Consider the following 18,827-nt stretch of genomic DNA (forward strand, 5'->3'; position numbering starts at 1 on the left):
CATGACCGAACCGAGCGCCACCGCACCCCCGGACCCGGGGGCGTCGCCACGGCGTCGTGGCCGCCGGTCCGGCGGCGCGGACACCCGGGCCGGGCTGCTCGCGGCCGCCCGCGCCGAGTTCGCCGACCGCGGCTTCGACGGCGCCACGGTCCGCCGGATCGCCGAGCGCGCCGGGGTGGACCCGGCCATGGTGAACCACTGGTTCGGCGGCAAGGAGAAGCTGTTCCTCGCCGCGCTGGACCTGCCGGTCGACCCCGCACAGATCCGGCGGATGGTGCTGGACGGCCAGGCCGACCGGGTCGGCGAGCGGATCGTGCGGGGGTTCCTGACGGTCTGGGACACCGGCGGCGGCGCCCCGATGGCGGCGGTGCTGCGCAGCGTCGCGGGTCACGACATCGCTGCCCGGATGCTGCGTGAGTTCGTCGGCGGCGCGATCCTGCGCCCGGTCACCCGGGCGCACTCCCCCGACCGGCCCGACGAGCGGGGCGCGCTCGTCGGCTCCCAGCTGATCGGGCTCGGCATGATGCGCTACGTGGTGCGGCTGGAGCCGCTGGCCTCGGCACCGCGCGAGGACGTCGTCGCCGCGGTCGGGCCCACCGTGCAGCGCTACCTGACCGGGAACCTGGGGTCGACGAACCCCGAGGAGTAGGCGGCGACGACGGCCTGGGTCCGGCCCCGCGACCCGGTCTTGGCCAGCACCGCGGCGACGTCGGTCGTCACCGTGCCCACGCCGAGCGCCAGCTCCCCGGCGATCTCGGCGTCGGACAGCCCGCGCGCCATCAGCCGCAGCACCCCGCCCTCCCGCGCGGTCAGCCCGGCGGCGGCGAGCCGGTCGCCGTCGTCGGTGGCGAACCCGGCCACGAGCTCGCGCACCGCCGCCGGGAACAGCAGCGACTCGCCCGCGGCGACGGTGTGCACGGCCCGGACCACGTCGCGCGGCGGGGTCCGCTTCAGCAGGAAGCCACCGGCCCCGGCGCACAGCGCGTCCAGGACGTACCGGTCGTGGCCGAAGGTGGTGAGGACCAGCACCCGGGGCGGGCCGGGGCGGCGCAGCAGCGCCCGGGCCGCGGTGCCGCCGTCGACGGCGGGCATGCGGACGTCGGCCAGCACGACCTCGGGCCGCAGCCGGGTGACCAGGCCGGGGACCGCGTCGCCGTCGGCGGCCTCGCCGAGGACGGTGATGCCGGGGTCGGCGTCGAGCACCGCGCGCAGCCCGGTGCGGACCGGCTCCTCCGGGTCGGCCAGCAGGACCCCGACGCTCACGTCGCTCGTCATCGCTCCCCTCCGTACGCCGGTCACCGTCCTACCGCGCCCGTCGGCGTGTCCCCGCACCGCCTCGCCGAGCGGCCGGTGAGCACGCCACCACGGGAGCAAGACTGTCACCCGGCTGCCGCAGCCGTCCCGCCCTCGGGACCGCCGGAGGCCGCCGACCCGGTGGCCGCGGCCGGGGTGCGACCGCACACTGGGGCCATGGTCGATCTGTCCGCCCGGCTCCCCGACGCCGTCACCGACCGGCTCGCGGCCCTGCGCTCGCGGATCGGCTCGGCGGTGTTCAGCCGGGTCGCCGGGGACGAGGGCTCCGGCCGCCGCGCCCGCGTCCTCGGCGCCGAGGGCCCGCGCTGGTTCGCCGAGGACGCCGCGATCCGCACCGTGCACGGCGACGCGTCGATGTTCGTCGGCGGGCTGCGGGCGCTGCTGCTGCAGTCACTGCACCCGCTGGCCATGGCCGGGGTCGCCGGGCACTCCGGGTTCCGGGGCGACCCGTGGGGACGGCTGCAGCGCACCTCGTACTTCCTGGCCGCGACGACGTTCGGCCCGGCCGAGGAGGCCGAGCGGGTGATCGCCCGGATCAGGCGGGCCCACGTCCACGTCCGCGGGACCGCGCCGGACGGGCGCCCCTACTCGGCGTCGGACCCGCACCTGCTGCGCTGGGTGCACATCGCCGAGATCGACAGCTTCCTCGCCGCGCACGACCGCTACGGCAGCACCCCGCTCGACGCCGCGGGCCGCGACGCCTACGTCGCCGACGCCGCACGCGTCGCCCGTGAGCTGGGCGTGCCCGACCCGCCGGAGTCCACCGCGGAGCTGCGGGCGCAGCTCGACGGGTACCGGCCCGAGCTGGCCGGGACCCCCGCGGCCCGCGACGCCGCCCGGTTCCTGTTGTGGGAGCCGCCGCTACCGCTCGCCGCACGGGTGCCGTACTCGGTGCTGGCCGCCGCGTCGGTGGGGCTGATGCCGCGCTGGACGCGGATGCCGCTGCGGCTGCCGTGGCTGCCCGTCGCCGAGGCGACCGTCGTGCGGGCCGGTGGGCACGCCGTCACCGCCGGGATCCGGTGGGTCACCTCCGCCCCGGCCCAGCCGCCCCCGATGCCGCCGGCGCATCCCTGAGCCCGCGGACCTTGCCGCGGCCGGGCCGGTCCGGCACGGTGCCGGTACAGGCGGCGCGACGGGCGCGGCGTGCCGAGCACCGGAGGTCCGATGACCACGACCGACAGGACGCACGCCGGACGGGTGGTCGCGGCCCTCGACGCCGTCGACCCGGGCGACGGGCTGTTCGCCGCCGGCGCCGTCACCTGGCACTCCTTCGACGAGGTCGAGGCGCCGACGGTGCCGGACACGATGGACAGCGTGCGGGCGATCCGCGCGGCGGTCCCCGACTTCGGGTTCCGTGACGTCCGCGCCCAGCCGGTGACCGGCGGGATCTCGTGGGCGCGCTACGTCGTCGCGGGGACGCTGCCCGACGGCACCGCGTTCCGGGCGCCGGCCGCGCTCGCCGTGCACGTCGGCGACGACGGGCTGGTCACCCGGATCGAGGAGTACGTCGACACCGGCCAGCTCGCCGGGCTGTTCGGCGCACTCGGGAGCTGAGCCGGAGTCGGTCCCCGGCCGGCAGGACGTCGGTGTTCATTCTCCGTCCCTGACCAGCAGGACGTCGGTGTTCATTCTCCGTCCCTGACCAGCAGGACGTCGGTGTCGAAGCAGGTCCGGGTCCCGGTGTGGCAGGCCGGCCCCTCCTGGTCGACGACGACGAGCACCGCGTCGCCGTCGCAGTCCAGCCGGACCTCGTGCACGTGCTGCACGTGCCCCGACGTGCCGCCCTTGACCCAGTACTCCTGCCGCGACCGCGACCAGTAGGTCCCCCGGCCGGTGGTCAGGGTGCGGTGCAGCGCCTCGTCGTCCATCCAGCCGACCATCAGCACCTCACCGGCGCGGGACTGGACGACGGCGCAGACCAGGCCGTCGGCGTCGCGCTTGAGCCGGGCCGCGACCGCCGGGTCCAGCGCGGACTCGGCCGCGGACAGGCGCACGCTCTGTGCGGTCATCGGATCTCGACCCCCTCGCCCCGCAGCGCGTCCTTGACCTCGCCGATCCGGAGCTGTCCGAAGTGGAACACGCTGGCGGCGAGCACCGCGTCCGCCCCGGCGCGCACGGCCGGGCCGAAGTGCTCGACCGCGCCGGCACCGCCGGAGGCGATCACCGGGACGTCGACGACCTTCCGGACCGCGGTCAGCATCTCCAGGTCGAACCCGGCGCGGGTGCCGTCGGCGTCCATCGAGTTGAGCAGGATCTCCCCCACGCCGAGCTCCTGGCCGCGCTGCGCCCACTCGACGGCGTCGATCCCGGCGGAGCGGCGCCCGCCGTGCGTGGTGACCTCCCAGCCCGACGGCTGCGGCTGCTCGCCCTCGGGGACGCGACGGGCGTCGACCGACAGCACGATGCACTGGCTGCCGAAGCGCCGCGACATCTCGTGCAGCAGCGTGGGCCGGGCGATCGCGGCGGTGTTCACCGAGACCTTGTCCGCGCCCGCGCGGAGCATCCGGTCGACGTCGTCGGGGGTGCGGATGCCGCCGCCGACGGTCAGCGGGATGAACACCTGCTCGGCGGTGCGGCGCACCACGTCGATCATGGTGCCGCGCTCCGACGACGACGCGGTGACGTCGAGGAAGGTCAGCTCGTCGGCGCCCTCGGCGTCGTAGACCCGCGCCATCTCGACCGGGTCGCCCGCGTCGCGGAGCTCCTTGAAGTTGACGCCCTTCACCACGCGCCCGGCGTCGACGTCCAGGCAGGGGATGACGCGGACCGCGACGCCCATCAGGCGCTCACCGCGCCGACGGCCTCGATCGCCTCGGGCAGGGTGAACCGGCCCGCGTAGAGCGCTTTGCCGATGATCGACCCCTCGATGTTCACCCCGGTCGCGGCGACCTCGGCCAGCCGCACCAGGTCGGCGACCTCGGAGATCCCGCCGGACGCGATCACCGGGGCGGTGGTGGCCTTCGCGACCTCGGTGAGCAGCTCGACGTTCGGGCCCTGCAGGGTCCCGTCCTTGGAGACGTCGGTGACGATGTAGCGGGTGGCGCCGTCGGCGTCGAGGCGGGCGAGGACCTCCCAGAGGTCGCCGCCGTCGGAGGTCCAGCCGCGCCCGGCGACCCGGCGCCTGCCGTCGATCATCTTGACGTCGAGGCCGATCGCGATCTTCTCGCCGTGCTCGGCGAGGACCTTGCGGCACCACTCGGGCTGCTCGAGCGCGGCGGTGCCCAGGTTGAGCCGGGCCGCGCCGGTCGAGAGCGCACGGTCGAGGGACTCGTCGTCGCGGATCCCGCCGGACAGCTCGACCCGCAGATCGAGCCGGGCGACGACCTCGGCCAGCAGCTCGGCGTTCGAGCCGCGCCCGAACGCGGCGTCGAGGTCCACCAGGTGGACCCACTCGGCGCCGCCGGACTGCCAGTTCAGGGCCGCCTCCAGGGGCGAGCCGTAGCCGGTCTCGGTGCCGGCCTCGCCCTGCACCAGCCGGACGGCCTGCCCGTCGACGACGTCCACCGCGGGAAGCAACGTGAAGCTCACCGCGCCAGCGTATCCGCGCCGCTCGTAGCCTCCGGGGGTGGCCGAGGGGGACAGCATCTTCCGGCTCGCGGCGCGGCTGGACGCGGCCACCGCGGGCGCGGTGGTCGCACGCTCGGACGTGCGCCACCCCCGCTTCGCCGGCGCCGACCTCGCCGGGCAGGAGATCACCGGCTGGGTGCCGCGCGGCAAGCACCTGCTGGCCCGCACCGCGGGCGGCTGGACAGTGCACTCGCACCTGCGGATGTCCGGGCGGTGGTCGGTGCTGCGGCCCGGGAGGCGGCTCCCCCGTGCCGTCGCGGCCGACCTGCGGATCGCGCTGCACCTCGTCGACGGCCGCACCGTGGCCGGGATCGGGCTGCCGGTGCTGGCGGTGCTCCCGACCCGCGACGAGCACACCGTCGTCGGGCACCTGGGCCCGGATCTGCTCGGCGGCACCTTCGACGGCGACGCGGCCCTCGCCCGGCTGCGCGCCGACCCCGGCCGGGCGGTGCTGGCGGCGCTGCTGGACCAGCGCGTCGTCGCCGGGCTGGGGAACATGTGGGCCCAGGAGCTGCTGTTCCTGGAGCGGGTCTCGCCGTGGCGGGCGTGCTCCGCGGTCGACGACCCCGGCGCGCTCCTCGGGCACGGCCGCGCGCTGCTGCGCGACGCCGTCGTGCGCAACCCCGCGCAGAACACCACCGGGCGGGTCCGGCCGCGGCACTTCGTCTACGGCCGCTACCGGCGACCCTGTCTGCGCTGCGGCACCGCGGTGGCGTTCACGCCGCCGGAGCGCACCCCGCACGGCCGCGAGACCTGGTGGTGCCCGCGCTGCCAGCGGTGAGCGCGCGGCCGTCGCCGGTTCGCCCTACCGTCGGATCATGGAACTCTCCGGGGCGCGGACGCTGGTGGTCGGGGCGACGGGTGTGCTGGGCGGCGCGCTCACCGAGGCGCTGCGCGACCAGGGCGCGACACTCGCGCCGGCGGGCCGCACCGAACCCTCCGGGGCCGACGGCGAGCCCACGTTCACCTTCGACGCACTCGACCTGGAGCGCTGCGCCGCCGTCGTCGACGAGGCCGCGGACGCCCTGGGCGGGCTGGACCTGGTGATCGTCGCGATCGGGGTGGCCGGGTTCGGGGAGGAGTCGGAGAACGACGTCGTCACCGAGCACCTGCTGACCGTCAACGCGCAGGCCCCGATGGCGATCGGCCGGGCCGCGCTCCCGCATCTCACCGACTCCGGCGGCACGCTCGCGATGATCTCGGCGATCCTGGCCGACGTGCCGACGCCGGGGATGGCGGCGTACTCGGCGTCGAAGGCGGCGCTGTCGGCGTGGCTGACCGCGACCCGCGGTGGCGTGCGCAAGCAGGGCGTGCGGGTGCTCGACGTGCGGCCGCCGCACATCGAGACCGGGCTCGCCGACCGTGCCGTCGCCGGGACGGTGCCGTCGGGGATCGCCGCGGGCTCCGACGTCGCGACGCTCGTCGGGCAGGTGCTCGAGGCGCTGCGCTCGGACCGGCGGACGGTGACCTTCGACCTGCGCTCCGGGGAGTACGCGCTGGGCTGAGGTGCGTTCCGCGGAACGGCCGTGGCGGCGCGCGAGCACGGCCACACTCCCCGCCATGCCCTTCCCCCGTGCCCGTACGCGCGCCGACCGGACCGCGCCTCGTGTCGGACCGCCGTTCCTGCCGTCGGCCCCGGACCGGCGCGAGATCGCCGAGTACCGGAGGCGACGGTACGGACCGGCCTCGTGGCTCGGCAGGCTGATCTCTCTTGCGGTGATCCTCGTCGTCGGACGGGTCTGGCTGCACGTCCAGGCCCAGCAGATCGACTTCGGGCCGGTCCGCGACCCGGCTCCCGCCGTTTCCGCGCCGGCCACCGACCTCCGCACGGAGGAGGGGCTGACCCGCCTCGTCGACGACGTCCGCCGCGCGACCGGGAGCACGGTCGTCGACCGGGTCGCGGTGTACGGCGCGGACCGGATAACCGTGCAGACGGCCGACCCCGGCCGGCCCACCCGCACCCGCACCTACGTCTGGGACTCCGACGACGGGTTGGGCGTGGTCACGACCGACCGACCGCTCGCCCGGGACCCGGCACAGCGCACCGTCGACCTCAACGACCTCGCGCCGGGACCGGTCGCGGAGGTGGTCGCACGGGCCCCCGGCACCGTCGGTGTGCCCGCAGCGGAGACCACCCGCCTGCTCGTCGCCGACCTCGGCAGCGGTCCCGCCGTCGTGGTGACCTGCATCGGCCGCGACGGCCGCATCGGCGAGCTGGAAGCCCGGCTCGACGGCGGCGGCGTCGTGGTCGGTGTCAGCCCTTGACCGACCGCAGCCAGTTCTCCAGGACCGCGGCGCCGGCGTCGCCGGACTTCTCCGGATGGAACTGGGTCGCCGACAGCGGCCCGTTCTCCACCGCGGCGACGACGTCCTCGCCGTGGTGGGTCCACGTGACCTTCGGCGGGGCGATCGCGTGCGAGGGCTCCAGGGTCCAGCGCCGGACGCCGAACGAGTGCACGAAGTAGAAGCGGGTGTCGGCGTCGAGCCCGGCGAACAGGGTGCTGTCCTGCGGGGTCCGGACGGTGTTCCAGCCCATGTGCGGCAGCACGTCGGCCTGGATCCGCTCGACCGTGCCGGGCCACTCGCCGCAGCCCTCGGTGTCCTCGTCGAACTCGACGCCGCGCTCGAACATGACCTGCATGCCGACGCAGATCCCGAGGACAGGGCGGCCGCCGGCGAGGCGACGCCCGATGATCTGCGGGCCGCGGACGGCGTGCAGGCCCTGCATGCACGCCGCGAAGGCGCCCACCCCGGGGACGACGAGACCGTCGGCCTCGGTCGCCGCGTCGAAGTCGGACGTCACGGTGACGTCCGCGCCGACGCGTTCGAGGGCGCGCTCGGCGGAGCGCAGGTTCCCGGAGCCGTAGTCGAGGACGACGATGCGTGCCACGCGACCAGCGTAGTCGCCACCCTGCGCGGCTCCCCGCGGCCCGGGGGCGGCGCAGTGATCATCAGTACCCGGTCGCTGCTCGGGCCGGCGGTGGCAGCGCCGAGGTACTGATGATCATGCCGACGGGTGCGGGGTCAGACCATGCGGTAGCGCGTCGCCAGTTCCGTGCTCTGTCCGGCGAACGCGGCGAGCCCCGCCTCGGCCGCGGACCGGAGCAGTCCCGCGTCCTCGACACCCGGGGCGCACACCACCTCGCCGAGCTCGAGCCCCCGCAGACCGGCGGTGACGACGTCCTCGGGGCTCATCCGCGGGACGGCGCTCAGGTCCAGGCCCTGACGGGTGTGGAACTCGGTGGCCACCACACCGGGGCACAGGACCTGGAAGCGGACACCGGCGTCGGCGACCTCGGTGGCCAGCAGCTGGGAGAAGGCCACGAGGTGGGCCAGCGCGCCCCCGTAGACCGCGCGCGGCGGCCCGGCCGCGGCGGGCGCGGGACCGCTGAAGGCGATCATGCCGGCGACGTTGACGACGGCGCCGCCCCCGCGGGCGACCATCGGGCCGACCGCGGCGCGGGAGATCATCGTCGGGGCGATCACCTTGACGCCGAGCAGCTCCCGGGCCCGGGCCGCGGGCAGGTCGGCGAGCGGCATGTAGTGGGCGACGCCGGCGTTGTTGACCAGCAGGTCCAGGGGCCGCTCGGCGGCGAGGCCGGCGACCCGGTCGATGCCGGCGTCGGTGGACAGGTCCGCGGTGACGGTCTCGACGTCGTGGCCGGGGTGCCCGGCGGCGAACGTGGCGAGGCGCGCGGTGTCACGTCCGACGACGATCAGGTCGTACCCGTCGGCGGCGAGGCGCTCGGCGAAGGCCCGGCCGATGCCGGAGGTGGCGCCGGTGACGAGGGCGAGGGTGCTCACGGGTGTCGTTCCTCCGGGAGGGTCGGTGCTGACCCCACCAGCCTGGCCCGGCCGGGGCGGGTGCACAGGCCCCGTCGTTCGGGGTCCTCGCAGGGCCCCCCACCCGGTGATCCGCGGTGCGCGTGCAGATCCGCGGTCCGCGTGCGTCCGGACGCGCGCGAGGGACGGATCTTCGCGCGGACCCGCGATCAGCCGGGGGTGAGGTCGGCGAGGCGGTCGGCGTCGTCGCCGCCGGGTGCGGCGAAGTACACGACCAGTACCTGGCCCCGGGTGCCCGGGACCGGGTAGTTGACCCGGCGCAGCGCCAGGGCCCCGGCCCGTGGGTGCTCCCAGCGCACGACGGCGCCGGTGAGCAGGTCGACGTCGTGGCGTCGCCAGACCTCGCGGAACGTCGCGCTCGCCGCCGACAGCTCCTCGACCAGGGCGGCGACGGCGGGGGTCGTCAGGTCGGGACCGAGCGACGCCCGGAACTCGGCCACCATCGTCGCGGCGTCGCGGTCCCAGTCCGGGTGCAGTGCGCGCTCGGCGTCGTCGAGGAACATCGAGCGGAGCCGGTTGGCGCCGGGGCGGATCGCCGGGGAGAGCGCCCCGGCCGCCGCGTTGGCGGCGAGCACGTCGAAGGCGCGGCTCTCGACGAACGCGGGGAGGCCGACGGCGTCGAGCAGCAGCCGGCTGCCCTCGGGAACCTCCTCCCCGGCCGGGCCGGAGGTGTCCGGCTCCCCCGGCCGGACGAGCCCGTGCAGGTGGGCCGTGGCCGCGGCGTCGAGCTGCAGGACGCGGGCGAGCGCGGTGAGGACCTGGGCCGACGGGTTGGTGTCGCGCCCCTTCTCCAGCCGCACGTAGTAGTCGACGCTGATGCCCGCCAGCGTCGCCACCTCCTCGCGGCGGAGCCCCGGGGTGCGCCGGGGGCCGGTGCCGGGCAGCCCGACCTCGGCGGGGGCGACGAGCGCCCGCCGCGCCTGCAGGTAGGTGCTCAGCGCAGTGGGTCCGGCCACGGACCCACCCTAGGACGCCCGCGCCCCCGGCCCGCCCCGGTGCCCGGCCCGCCTCAGCTGCCGGTGACCGCCGCCGCGACCTGGTGACCGGCCGGCGCCCAGCCGATCGCCGGGGCGACCCGCTCGGCGATCGAGCGCAGCAGGTGCGCGTTGTACTCCACACCGAGCTGGTTGGGCACGGTGAACAGCACGTAGTCCGCCTCCCGCACGGCGACGTCCTCGGCGAGCTCGGAGGCGATCCGATCCGGGTCGCCGACGTAGCTGCGGCCGAACCGGGACCGGGCGCCGTCGAGGATCCCGACCTGGTCGTCCTCGCCGCGCTCCCCGAAGTAGCGGCGGTCGAGGTCGGTCGTGACCGGGATGACGCTGCGCGACACCGACACCAGCGGGGTGCGCTCGTGCCCGGCGGCGGCCCAGGCCTCGCGGTAGCGCAGGATCTGCTCGGCCTGCAGCCGGTCGAACGACTCGCCGGTGTCCTCGGTGAGCAGCGTCGAGCTCTGCAGGTTCATGCCCTGGGTCGCGGCCCACTCGGCGGTGGCCCGGGTGCCCGCGCCCCACCAGATGCGGTCGCCGAGGCCCGGGGACTGCGGCTGCACCGGCAGCGCGACGTGCCGCCCGCGGGTGCGGGACGGGTCGGCGGGCGCCACCCCGGCACCGCGGATCGCGGCGAGGAACACCTCGGCCTTGGCGCGGGCGGCGTCGGCGTGGGTCTGCCCGTCGGCGGGCCGGTACCCGAAGGCCTCGGCGCCGTTCAGCGCGATCTCGGGCGACCCCCGGCTCACGCCGAGCTGCAGCCGCCCGCCGGAGAGCAGGTCGGTCGCGGCGGCCTCCTCGGCCATGTAGAGCGGGTTCTCGTAGCGCATGTCGATCACGCCGGTGCCCATCTCGATCCGGCTGGTGGTCGCCGCGATCGCCGCGAGCAGCGGGAACGGGGCGGCCAGCTGGCGCTCGAAGTGGTGCACGCGCACGAAGGCACCGTCGATGCCGATGTCCTCCGCGGCGCGCGCCAGCTCCACGGTCTGGCGCAGCGCGTCGGCGGCGGTGGGGGTCCGGGACCCGGGGACCTCCCCGTGGTGCCCGAACGACAGGAACCCGATCTTCGTCATGCCCTGTCCAACAGAAGTTGAAGGCTCAACATTCCCTCAGAGGGCGCCCTTGGTGGACGGCACCCCGGTCACCCGCGGGTCGGGCTCGGTCGCGGCCCGCAGCGCCCGGGCGACGGCCTTGAACTCGGCCTCGGTGATGTGGTGCGGGTCGCGGCCGTCGAGCACCCGGACGTGCAGGGCGAGGTGCCCGTGGAAGGCCAGGGACTCGAACACGTGCTTGTTCAGCACGGTCGGGTAGTGCCCGCCGACGACGAAGCCGCGCATCATCTCCGGCTCGCCGGTGCACACGGTGTAGGGCCGGCCGGAGACGTCGACGACGGCCTGGGCGAGGGCCTCGTCCATCGGGATCCAGGCGTCGCCGAAGCGGCGGATGCCCTTCTTGTCCCCCAGCGCCTGGCGGATCGCCTGACCCAGCACGATCGCGACGTCCTCCACGGTGTGGTGGGAGTCGATCTCGATGTCGCCCTCGGCGTGCACGGACAGGTCGAAGCTGCCGTGCTTGCCGAACGCGTCGAGCATGTGGTCGAAGAACGGGACCTTGGTGGCGATGTCGGTGCGCCCGGTGCCGTCGAGGTCGATCTCGACGACGATGCGCGTCTCCTTGGTGACGCGTTCGACGCGTCCGATGCGGCTCACCTTGTCGGTCGTCACAGCAGCTCCTTGGTGGCGAGGTCGGTGGCGGCGGCGAGGAAGGCGTCGTTCTCCTCCGGCGTGCCCACGGTGACCCGCAGCCGCTCGGGGATGCCGACGTCGCGGATCAGCACGCCCTGGTCGAGGAACCCCTTCCAGGCGCGGCCGGCGTCGGCGAAGCGTCCGAAGAGGATGAAGTTGGCGTCGGAGGCGACGACGTCGTAGCCGGCGGCGGCGAGCTCGCCGGAGATCCGGTCCCGCTCGGCGGCGAGCAGCGCCACCGAGCCGAGGGTGGCCTCGGCGTGGCGGAGCGCGGCCCGCGCGGCGGCCTGCGAGAGAACCGACAGGTGGTACGGCAGCCGCACGAGCTGCAGTGCGTCGATCACCGCGGGCGCGGCGGCGAGGTAGCCCAGCCGGCCGCCGGCGAAGGCGAACGCCTTGCTCATCGTCCGCGACACCACGAGCTTGTGGCCGTGCGTCGCCAGCAGGGTCGTGGCGCTCGGGCGGCCGGTGGCCTCGGCGAACTCGGCGTAGGCCTCGTCGACGACGACCATGCCGGGGGCGGCGTCGACCAGCCGGGCCAGGTCGGCCGGGGCGACCGACTGCCCCGTCGGGTTGTTCGGGCTGGTCACGAACGTGATGTCCGGGGCCTTCTCACCCAGGACGGCGACGGCCGCGTCGACGTCGAGGGTGAAGTCCTCCCGGCGCGGCACCGGGACGAACTCGGTCTGCGTGCCGGAGGCGAGGATCGGGTGCATCGAGTAGCTGGGCACGAAGCCGAGCACGGTCCGGCCGGGCCCGCCGAAGGTCTGCAGGATCTGCTGGAGGATCTCGTTGGACCCGTTCGCGGCCCACAGGTTCGCCGTGGTCAGCTCGACCCCGGTCTGCCGGGACAGGTAGGCGGCGAGGTCGCCCCGCAGCGCGACGAGGTCGCGGTCGGGGTACCGGTGCAGCTCACGAGCCGCCTCCTCCACCGAGGCGGCGACGTCGGCGACCAGCTCGGGCGGCGGCGGGTACGGGTTCTCGTTGGTGTTGAGCCGCACCGCGACGTCGAGCTGCGGTGCGCCGTACGGGCTCTTGCCGCGCAGGTCCTCGCGCAGCGGCAGGTCCGCGAGCCGGACCGACGAACCGGCGGTCACGCCCCGGCCCCCTCGAACCGGGCGGTCACGGCCTCGCCGTGGGCGGGCAGGTCCTCGGCGTTCGCCAGGGTCACGACCCGGTCGGCGACCTCGGCCAGCGCCGCGCGGCCGTAGTCGACGACGTGGATGCCGCGCAGGAACGTCGCCGTCGACAGCCCGCCGGAGTGCCGCGAGCAGCCACCGGTCGGGAGCACGTGGTTCGACCCGGCGCAGTAGTCGCCCAGCGACACCGGCGACCAGGCCCCGACGAAGATCGCGCCGGCGTTGCGGACCTTCGCCGCGTCGCCCGCGGAGTCGGCGGTCTGGATCTCCAGGTGCTCGGCGGCGTAGGCGTCGACGACGGCGACCCCGTCGGCGGTCGAGGACACCAGGATGACCCCGGACTGCGGCCCGGTCAGCGCGGTGCGCACCCGCTCGGTGTGCTTGGTCGCGCCGACCCGGGTCTCCAGCTCGGCCTCGACCCGCTCCACCAGCGCGTCGGAGGTCGTGACCAGCACCGATGCGGCGTTCGGGTCGTGCTCGGCCTGCGAGATGAGGTCCGCGGCGACGTGCGCGGCGTCCGCGGTGTCGTCGGCGAGGATCGCGATCTCGGTGGTGCCGGCCTCGGCGTCGATCCCGACCAGGCCGCGCAGCATCCGCTTGGCGGCGGTGACGTAGACGTTGCCGGGGCCGGTGACCATGTCGACCGGCTCCAGCTCGGCGCCGTCGGTGTCGGTGCCGCCGTAGGCCAGCAGGGCGACGCACTGGGCGCCGCCGACGGCCCACACCTCGTCGACGCCGAGCAGCGCGGCCGCCGCCAGGATCGTCGGGTGCGGGCGTCCGCCGAACTCCGCCTGCGCCGGGGAGGCGACGACCAACGACTCCACGCCCGCCGCCTGCGCCGGGACCACGTTCATGACCACGCTCGACGGGTAGACCGCCAGCCCGCCCGGGGCGTAGAGCCCGACCCGGCGGACCGGGACGAACCGCTCGGTGACGGTGCCGCCGGGGACGACCTGGGTGACCACGTCGGGCCTGCGCTGCTCGGCGTGCACGATCCGGGCGCGCTCGATCGAGGTCTCCAGGGCCGCGCGCACGTCCGGGTCGAGGTCGCGCAGGGCACCGGAGATCGCCTGGGTCGGGACGCGCACGGTCTCCGGGCGGACCCGGTCGAAGCGCTCGGTGGCGTCCAGCGCGGCGGCGGCGCCGCGGTCGCGCACGTCCTCCACCAGCGGGCGGGCACGCTCCAGAGCGGCGTCGATGTCCAGCTCGGCGCGCGGCATCATGCCGCGCAGGGTGGCCGGACGGGGCAGCGGTTCGGCTCGCAGGTCGAGGCGGCGGAGCATGGCCCCCAGGGTACGGCGGGCGTCCGGCACGGTCCCATCCCGGCGGGGTGAGCCACGTCCTCGCCGTCGGTGGGCCGTGGCAGTCTCCGCGGCGTGACCCGCCACGTGAGCGACGCCGAACGCCGGGCCCGGCTGGTGACCCGGCACCGGCTCGCCCCGCACACCCACACCGACGACGTCGTCGCGATCAGCGACGACCTGGTCGCGCTGCACTCCACCGACCCGGGCACGGTGTACCTGTCGGCGGCCGCGCGGATGGCGGCCCCGTCGCTCGACCCGGTCGACACCGCGCTGCACACCGACCGCACCCTGCTGCGCCACCACGCGATGCGCCGCACGCTCTGGGTGTTCGGCCACGCCCACGCCGCGCTCGCCCACCACGCCGCCACTGTCGACGTCGCCGCCGTCCAGCGCCGTGACCTGCTGCGTCAGGCCGCCGCGGCCGGCCACGCCGACCCCGAGGCCTGGTACGCAGAGGCCGCCGACCGGGTCCTGGAGGTGCTCGCCGAGCGGGGCCCGACCGCCGCCCGCGACGTCGCCCGCGCACTGCCCGACCTCGCCGCGCAGCGGCTCGTCCTGCCCGGCGGGGGCCCGCAGCCCGCCCACACCCGGGTGCTGCTGGTGCTCGGGTTCGAGGGCCGGGTGCTGCGGACCCGGCCGATCGGGACGTGGGTCAACGGTCAGTACCACTGGGCCGCCGCCGACGACTGGGTCCCCGGCGGGATCGGCCCCGCGCCCGGCCCGGACGGCGGCACCCGTCGCGCCGCCGCGGCCGGGCTGGCCCGCGCCCAGCTGCGGGCGTTCGGGCCGGTCCGCCGCGACGACCTGAAGTGGTGGGCGGGCTGGACCGTCACCACCACCACCACGGCGCTGGCCGACGTCGGCGCGGTCGAGGTGACCCTCGACGGCGGGGGCACCGGGTTCCTGCTCCCCGACGACCTCGACCCGGTCCCCGATCCCGGGCCGTCGGTGGCGCTGCTGCCGTGCCTCGACCCGTCGACGATGGGCTGGAAGGCCCGCGACTGGTACCTGCCCGCCGAGGTGGCACCGGAGCTGTTCGACCGCAACGGCAACGGCGGCGCGGCGGTCTGGGTGGACGGTCGCATCGTCGGGATCTGGGCGCAGCGCCCGGACGGCGAGATCGCGACCCTGCTGCTCACGCCGGTCGCGGCCCGGGCGCGGGCGGAGGTGGCGGCCGCCGCGCGACGGCTGCGCGAGCTCCTGGGCGACGCCCGGGTCTCCGCCCGCTTCCCCGCCCCCGCCCAGCCCCGGCTGCTCGCCTGACGGCCCCCTCCCGGGGTGCCGTCCGGCAGGGCTCACTCCAGGTCGAGCCCCAGGTCCAGCGCGGTGACCGAGTGGGTCAGCCCGCCGACGGCGAGGAAGTCGACGCCGGTGGCCGCGTAGTCCCGGGCGCTGCCCAGGGCCAGCCCGCCGGAGGACTCCAGCAGCGTCGCCCGGTCCCCGCGCCGCCGCACCGCCTCGGCCGTCTCCGCGACGGTGAAGTTGTCCAGCAGCACCAGCTCGGCGGCGAGCTCCAGGACCTCGTCGAGCTGGTCGAGCGAGTCGACCTCCACCTCGCACGGCAGGTCCGGGGCGAGCGCGCGGGCCGCGGCCAGCGCCGCGGACACCGACCCGGCCGCCGCGACGTGGTTGTCCTTGATCAGCACCGCGTCGCCGAGCCCGAGCCGGTGGTTCACCCCGCCGCCGCACCGCACGGCGTACTTCTCCAGCAACCGCAGTCCCGGCAGCGTCTTGCGGGTGTCCCGGATCCGGGCCCCGGTGCCGTCGACGGCGTCCACCCAGGCGCGGGTGGCCGTCGCGATCCCGGACAGGTGCGTGAGCAGGTTCAGCGCCGTGCGCTCGGCGGTGAGCAGCCCGCGGACCGGGGCCCGCACCGTGAGCGCCGGGGTCCCGGCGGTGAGCCGGTCACCGTCGGCGGCCCCGGCGAGCACCGTGTAGCCGCCCGCGCCCAGCACCTCGTCGAGCACGGCGCGGGCGGCCGGGAGCCCGGCGAGCACCCCGTCGGCCCGCGGGGTGAACGACGCGGTCGCCACGGCCCCGGCGGGCACGGTCGCCGCCGTCGTCGCGTCCGGGCCGTAGCGCAGGTCCTCCTCCAGCGCGGTGCGCACGACGCGCAGCAGGTCGTCGGGGTCGGGGACACCGACCTCGGTGACCCCGCCGACCCCGGCGGCGACGGCGCTCATGCGACACCCGCCAGCGCCTCGTCGGCCACGACGACCGGCCGTCCCGTGGCGTCGACCCGCACCCGCAGCGACGAGCGCTGGTACGTGTCGTCGCGGTCCGGGAAGTCGGTGCGCACGTGGCAGCCGCGGGTCTCCCGGCGGGTGCCGGCCGCGGCCAGCACGGCCTGGGCGATCAGGGTGAGCGCGGCGTCCTCGACTCCGGCGCGGCCGGCCGGGACCGCGGTGGCGGTGACGGCCTCGATCGCGTCCGACGCCCCGGCGAGCCCGGCGGCGTCGCGGCCGATCCCGGCGCTCACCGACATGGCCCGCTGCACCACGGTGCGGTCGGCCACCGGCAGCGCCGGGACCGTCGCGGCCGGGGTCGGCACCCCGGTCGGACCGGCGTCGGCGAGCACCGCGCGGACCACCCGCTCCCCCACGACCAGCCCCTCCAGCAGCGAGTTCGACGCCAGCCGGTTCGCCCCGTGCAGCCCCGTCCGGGCGACCTCGCCCGCGGCGTAGAGGCCGGGCACCCCGGTCCGGCCGGACGTGTCGGTGACGACGCCGCCGCAGGCGTAGTGCGCGGCGGGGGTCACCGGGATCGGCTCGGTCAGCGGGTCGATCCCGGCGGCCCGGCAGGACGCGTACACGGTCGGGAACCGTGCGGCGAACCCGTCGAGCGCGGTGGCGTCGAGCCAGGCGCACTCGCTGCCGGTCTCGGCCATCCGGCGGGTGATCGCCGCGGCGACGACGTCGCGCGGGGCGAGGTCGGCCCGCGGGTGGACCCCGGCCATGAACGCGGTGCCGGCCCGGTCGCGCAGGACCGCGCCCTCACCGCGGACGGCCTCGGTCACCAGCGGGCGACGCCCGGCGGTGCCGCTGCCGGGGCCGGTCCACAGCACGGTCGGGTGGAACTGCACGAACTCCAGGTCCGCGGCGACCGCACCGGCGCGCAGGGCGAGCGCGACGCCGTCGCCGGTGGAGGTGCCCGGGTTGGTGGTGGAGGCGTAGAGCTGGCCGTAGCCGCCGGTCGCGAGCAGCACCGCGGGCGCGGACAGCACCCCGGCGCGGCCGTGGGCGTCGAGCACCGTGAGGCCGGCGACCCGGCCTGCGTCGCGCAGCACGTCGGCGGCGACGTGCCCGTCGAGCACGGTGAGCTGCGCCGAGCGGGTGGCGGCGACCAGGGCGCGCTCGATCTCCGCGCCGGTCGCGTCGCCCCCGGCGTGGACCACCCGGTACGCCGAGTGGCCGCCCTCGCGCGTGCGGTCCAGCCGGCTGCCGCGGGCGTCGAACAGCGCACCGCGTTCGCGCAGCCTGCGCACCGCGTCCGGCCCGGCGCGCACGATCGTCTCGACCGCGGCGACGTCGTTCAGCCCGCCGCCCGCGGCGACGGTGTCGGCGACGTGGGAGTCGAGCGTGTCCCCGGCGATGTCGCCGAGCACGACGGCCACCCCGCCCTGCGCCCAGCGGGTGGAGCCCTCGCCGATGCCGTCCTTGGTGACGACCACGACGCGCAGCCCGGCCGCGGCCGCGTCGAGCGCGGCGGTCAACCCGGCCACCCCGGACCCGACGACGACCAGGTCGGCGCCGGCCTCCCAGCTCACCCCCCGCGCCGTCACTCCCCGCCTCCGGGCTGACCGATCTCGATCATCCGCTGCACGGCGGCGCGGCCGCGCGCGGCGAGGTCGGGGTCGACGTGGACCTCGTCGGTGCCCTCGCGGACCGACCGCAGCAGCGCCTCGGCGGTGATCATCTTCATGTAGGGGCAGGACGCGTTCTCGTTCACCGCGCGGAACTCGATCTCCGGGGCGGCCAGGCGCAGCTGGTGCAGCATCCCGACCTCGGTCGCGACGAGCACCTCCGTCGCGCCGGTGGCGCGGGCGGCGTCGATCATCCCGCCGGTGGAGAGGATCCTGACCTGCTCGGCGGGCACCGCGCCGGTGCCCGCCAGGTAGAGCGCGGAGGTCGCGCAGCCGCACTCGGGGTGCACGAACAGGTCGGCGCCGGGGTGGGCCGCGGCCCGGTCGGTGAGCTGCTTGCCGTTGATGCCGGCGTGCACGTGGCACTCCCCGGCCCAGACGTGCATGTTCTCCCGCTCCAGGGTGCGCCGGACGTGCGCGCCGAGGAACTGGTCGGGCAGGAACAGCACCTCGCGGTCGCGCGGGATCGAGTCGACGACCTCGACGGCGTTGGAGGAGGTGCAGCAGATGTCGGTCTCCGCCTTCACCGCGGCGGTGGTGTTGACGTAGGAGACGACGACGGCGCCCGGGTGCTCGGCCTTCCACTCCCGCAGCTGGTCGGCGGTGATCGAGTCGGCCAGCGAGCAGCCGGCCCGCGCGTCGGGGATCAGCACGGTCTTGTCCGGGCTGAGGATCTTGGCGGTCTCGGCCATGAAGTGCACGCCGCAGAACACGATCGTCGACGCCTGCGACTCGGCCGCGATCCGGGACAGCGCGAGCGAGTCCCCCACGTGGTCGGCGACGTCCTGGATCTCGGGCAGCTGGTAGTTGTGCGCCAGCAGGACCGCGTCCCGCTCGCGGGCCAGCGCACGCACCTCGTCGGCCCAGCCGGGGTCGGTCCCCGTGCCGCCGGGTGCCGTCAGCGTTCCGGTCATTGCGCCCTCCCGGGCCGTGTCGGGTTTTCGCCTAGCGGGCGGAAACTGGTCGGATAGTAGCACCGGTCGTGCGCCACCGGCACCTCCGTCGTGACCGGGACCTCACCTGACGGACACCCCGCCGTCACGTCCCGGTGCCGCGGCCGGTCC

At 76.0% G+C, this 18,827-nt stretch carries 21 protein-coding genes; 7 read left to right on the forward strand and 14 right to left on the reverse strand.

The window, feature by feature from the left end:
- Position 1: 1 nt before the first annotated feature.
- The gene (locus tag DMP17_RS15745; protein WP_337829911.1) at positions 2-649 is read left to right on the forward strand and encodes a TetR/AcrR family transcriptional regulator; all 648 of its coding nucleotides are present in this window, start codon (positions 2-4) and stop codon (positions 647-649) included.
- Here the strand turns inward: DMP17_RS15745 and DMP17_RS15750 are convergent.
- A complete protein-coding gene (locus DMP17_RS15750; RefSeq protein ID WP_337829912.1) occupies positions 607-1,275 on the reverse strand; it encodes a response regulator transcription factor in 669 nt (222 codons plus the stop codon). The two genes, DMP17_RS15745 and DMP17_RS15750, sit on opposite strands and share 43 nt — an antisense overlap.
- A gap of 195 nt (positions 1,276-1,470) precedes the next feature.
- On the opposite strand from DMP17_RS15750, the gene DMP17_RS15755 reads away from it, so the two are divergent.
- Positions 1,471-2,388, forward strand: a complete 918-nt coding sequence (locus DMP17_RS15755) for an oxygenase MpaB family protein (protein ID WP_226356278.1) — start codon at positions 1,471-1,473, stop codon at positions 2,386-2,388.
- Positions 2,389-2,478: 90 nt separating this feature from the next.
- A complete protein-coding gene (locus DMP17_RS15760; RefSeq protein WP_226365618.1) occupies positions 2,479-2,868 on the forward strand; it encodes a hypothetical protein in 390 nt (129 codons plus the stop codon).
- A gap of 71 nt (positions 2,869-2,939) precedes the next feature.
- On the opposite strand, the gene hisI is transcribed toward DMP17_RS15760, so the two are convergent.
- From hisI to priA, 3 genes are read right to left on the reverse strand one after another with little or no spacing between them, the layout of a single operon-like run.
- Positions 2,940-3,323, reverse strand: a complete 384-nt coding sequence (hisI, locus tag DMP17_RS15765; protein WP_226356276.1) for a phosphoribosyl-AMP cyclohydrolase — start codon at positions 3,321-3,323, stop codon at positions 2,940-2,942.
- Complete coding sequence (hisF, locus tag DMP17_RS15770; protein ID WP_226356275.1) at positions 3,320-4,093, reverse strand: imidazole glycerol phosphate synthase subunit HisF; 774 nt, start codon at positions 4,091-4,093, stop codon at positions 3,320-3,322. The genes hisI and hisF overlap by 4 nt, the downstream gene beginning before the upstream one ends.
- Complete coding sequence (gene priA / locus DMP17_RS15775) at positions 4,093-4,842, reverse strand: bifunctional 1-(5-phosphoribosyl)-5-((5-phosphoribosylamino)methylideneamino)imidazole-4-carboxamide isomerase/phosphoribosylanthranilate isomerase PriA (protein WP_226356274.1); 750 nt, start codon at positions 4,840-4,842, stop codon at positions 4,093-4,095. The genes hisF and priA overlap by 1 nt, the downstream gene beginning before the upstream one ends.
- Positions 4,843-4,879: 37 nt before the next feature.
- On the opposite strand from priA, the gene DMP17_RS15780 reads away from it, so the two are divergent.
- Genes DMP17_RS15780 through DMP17_RS15790 form a run of 3 tightly spaced genes read left to right on the forward strand, consistent with a single transcriptional unit; the run spans position 4,880 to position 7,146 of the window.
- A complete protein-coding gene (locus DMP17_RS15780) occupies positions 4,880-5,662 on the forward strand; it encodes a DNA-formamidopyrimidine glycosylase family protein (RefSeq protein ID WP_226356273.1) in 783 nt (260 codons plus the stop codon).
- Between the two features lie 37 nt (positions 5,663-5,699).
- Complete coding sequence (locus DMP17_RS15785) at positions 5,700-6,386, forward strand: SDR family NAD(P)-dependent oxidoreductase (RefSeq protein WP_226356272.1); 687 nt, start codon at positions 5,700-5,702, stop codon at positions 6,384-6,386.
- Positions 6,387-6,441: 55 nt separating this feature from the next.
- The gene (locus DMP17_RS15790) at positions 6,442-7,146 is read left to right on the forward strand and encodes a hypothetical protein (protein ID WP_337829913.1); all 705 of its coding nucleotides are present in this window, start codon (positions 6,442-6,444) and stop codon (positions 7,144-7,146) included.
- On the opposite strand, the gene hisH is transcribed toward DMP17_RS15790, so the two are convergent.
- From hisH to hisD, 7 genes are all read right to left on the reverse strand, one after another.
- On the reverse strand, positions 7,136-7,771 hold the full coding sequence (hisH, locus tag DMP17_RS15795; protein ID WP_226356270.1) for an imidazole glycerol phosphate synthase subunit HisH: 636 nt from the start codon (positions 7,769-7,771) through the stop codon (positions 7,136-7,138). The two genes, DMP17_RS15790 and hisH, sit on opposite strands and share 11 nt — an antisense overlap.
- A gap of 134 nt (positions 7,772-7,905) precedes the next feature.
- Positions 7,906-8,685, reverse strand: a complete 780-nt coding sequence (locus DMP17_RS15800) for an SDR family NAD(P)-dependent oxidoreductase (RefSeq protein WP_337829914.1) — start codon at positions 8,683-8,685, stop codon at positions 7,906-7,908.
- A gap of 188 nt (positions 8,686-8,873) precedes the next feature.
- Positions 8,874-9,680, reverse strand: a complete 807-nt coding sequence (locus DMP17_RS15805; protein ID WP_226356262.1) for a helix-turn-helix domain-containing protein — start codon at positions 9,678-9,680, stop codon at positions 8,874-8,876.
- A gap of 53 nt (positions 9,681-9,733) precedes the next feature.
- The gene (locus DMP17_RS15810; protein WP_337829915.1) at positions 9,734-10,786 is read right to left on the reverse strand and encodes an LLM class flavin-dependent oxidoreductase; all 1,053 of its coding nucleotides are present in this window, start codon (positions 10,784-10,786) and stop codon (positions 9,734-9,736) included.
- 36 nt (positions 10,787-10,822) lie between these two features.
- Positions 10,823-11,422, reverse strand: coding sequence for an imidazoleglycerol-phosphate dehydratase HisB (gene hisB / locus DMP17_RS15815; RefSeq protein WP_062404576.1), 600 nt, complete (start codon positions 11,420-11,422; stop codon positions 10,823-10,825).
- 11 nt (positions 11,423-11,433) lie between these two features.
- On the reverse strand, positions 11,434-12,555 hold the full coding sequence (locus DMP17_RS15820) for a histidinol-phosphate transaminase (RefSeq protein WP_337829916.1): 1,122 nt from the start codon (positions 12,553-12,555) through the stop codon (positions 11,434-11,436).
- Complete coding sequence (hisD, locus tag DMP17_RS15825) at positions 12,552-13,880, reverse strand: histidinol dehydrogenase (RefSeq protein WP_337829917.1); 1,329 nt, start codon at positions 13,878-13,880, stop codon at positions 12,552-12,554. The genes DMP17_RS15820 and hisD overlap by 4 nt, the downstream gene beginning before the upstream one ends.
- A 93-nt stretch (positions 13,881-13,973) precedes the next feature.
- Between hisD and DMP17_RS15830 the strand changes: the two genes are divergently transcribed.
- Positions 13,974-15,164, forward strand: a complete 1,191-nt coding sequence (locus DMP17_RS15830) for a DNA glycosylase AlkZ-like family protein (RefSeq protein WP_337829918.1) — start codon at positions 13,974-13,976, stop codon at positions 15,162-15,164.
- Between the two features lie 32 nt (positions 15,165-15,196).
- Here the strand turns inward: DMP17_RS15830 and nadC are convergent, their stop codons facing one another.
- The 3 genes from nadC to nadA are packed head-to-tail and all read right to left on the reverse strand — an operon-like array spanning position 15,197 to position 18,677.
- On the reverse strand, positions 15,197-16,084 hold the full coding sequence (gene nadC / locus DMP17_RS15835; protein WP_226356256.1) for a carboxylating nicotinate-nucleotide diphosphorylase: 888 nt from the start codon (positions 16,082-16,084) through the stop codon (positions 15,197-15,199).
- Positions 16,081-17,667 carry an L-aspartate oxidase gene (locus DMP17_RS15840; RefSeq protein WP_226356255.1) on the reverse strand — a complete coding sequence of 529 codons (1,587 nt, stop codon included), beginning with the start codon at positions 17,665-17,667 and terminating at the stop codon, positions 16,081-16,083. Before DMP17_RS15840 ends, nadC begins: the two co-directional genes overlap by 4 nt.
- Positions 17,668-17,678: 11 nt before the next feature.
- On the reverse strand, positions 17,679-18,677 hold the full coding sequence (nadA, locus tag DMP17_RS15845) for a quinolinate synthase NadA (protein WP_226356254.1): 999 nt from the start codon (positions 18,675-18,677) through the stop codon (positions 17,679-17,681).
- Between the last annotated feature and the right edge of the window lie 150 nt (positions 18,678-18,827).

This window comes from Pseudonocardia sp. TMWB2A (genome assembly GCF_017312135.1).

What these genes read in the sequence shown, in the direction of transcription:
- DMP17_RS15745 (WP_337829911.1), top strand. Translation starts at nt 2, where the DNA reads ATGACCGAACCGAGCGCCACCGCACCCCCGGACCCGGGGGCGTCGCCA.
- DMP17_RS15750 (WP_337829912.1), bottom strand. Translation starts at nt 1,275, where the DNA reads ATGACGAGCGACGTGAGCGTCGGGGTCCTGCTGGCCGACCCGGAGGAG.
- DMP17_RS15755 (WP_226356278.1), top strand. Translation starts at nt 1,471, where the DNA reads ATGGTCGATCTGTCCGCCCGGCTCCCCGACGCCGTCACCGACCGGCTC.
- DMP17_RS15760 (WP_226365618.1), top strand. Translation starts at nt 2,479, where the DNA reads ATGACCACGACCGACAGGACGCACGCCGGACGGGTGGTCGCGGCCCTC.
- hisI (WP_226356276.1), bottom strand. Translation starts at nt 3,323, where the DNA reads ATGACCGCACAGAGCGTGCGCCTGTCCGCGGCCGAGTCCGCGCTGGAC.
- hisF (WP_226356275.1), bottom strand. Translation starts at nt 4,093, where the DNA reads ATGGGCGTCGCGGTCCGCGTCATCCCCTGCCTGGACGTCGACGCCGGG.
- DMP17_RS15785 (WP_226356272.1), top strand. Translation starts at nt 5,700, where the DNA reads ATGGAACTCTCCGGGGCGCGGACGCTGGTGGTCGGGGCGACGGGTGTG.
- DMP17_RS15790 (WP_337829913.1), top strand. Translation starts at nt 6,442, where the DNA reads ATGCCCTTCCCCCGTGCCCGTACGCGCGCCGACCGGACCGCGCCTCGT.
- DMP17_RS15810 (WP_337829915.1), bottom strand. Translation starts at nt 10,786, where the DNA reads ATGACGAAGATCGGGTTCCTGTCGTTCGGGCACCACGGGGAGGTCCCC.
- hisD (WP_337829917.1), bottom strand. Translation starts at nt 13,880, where the DNA reads ATGCTCCGCCGCCTCGACCTGCGAGCCGAACCGCTGCCCCGTCCGGCC.
- nadC (WP_226356256.1), bottom strand. Translation starts at nt 16,084, where the DNA reads ATGAGCGCCGTCGCCGCCGGGGTCGGCGGGGTCACCGAGGTCGGTGTC.
- nadA (WP_226356254.1), bottom strand. Translation starts at nt 18,677, where the DNA reads ATGACCGGAACGCTGACGGCACCCGGCGGCACGGGGACCGACCCCGGC.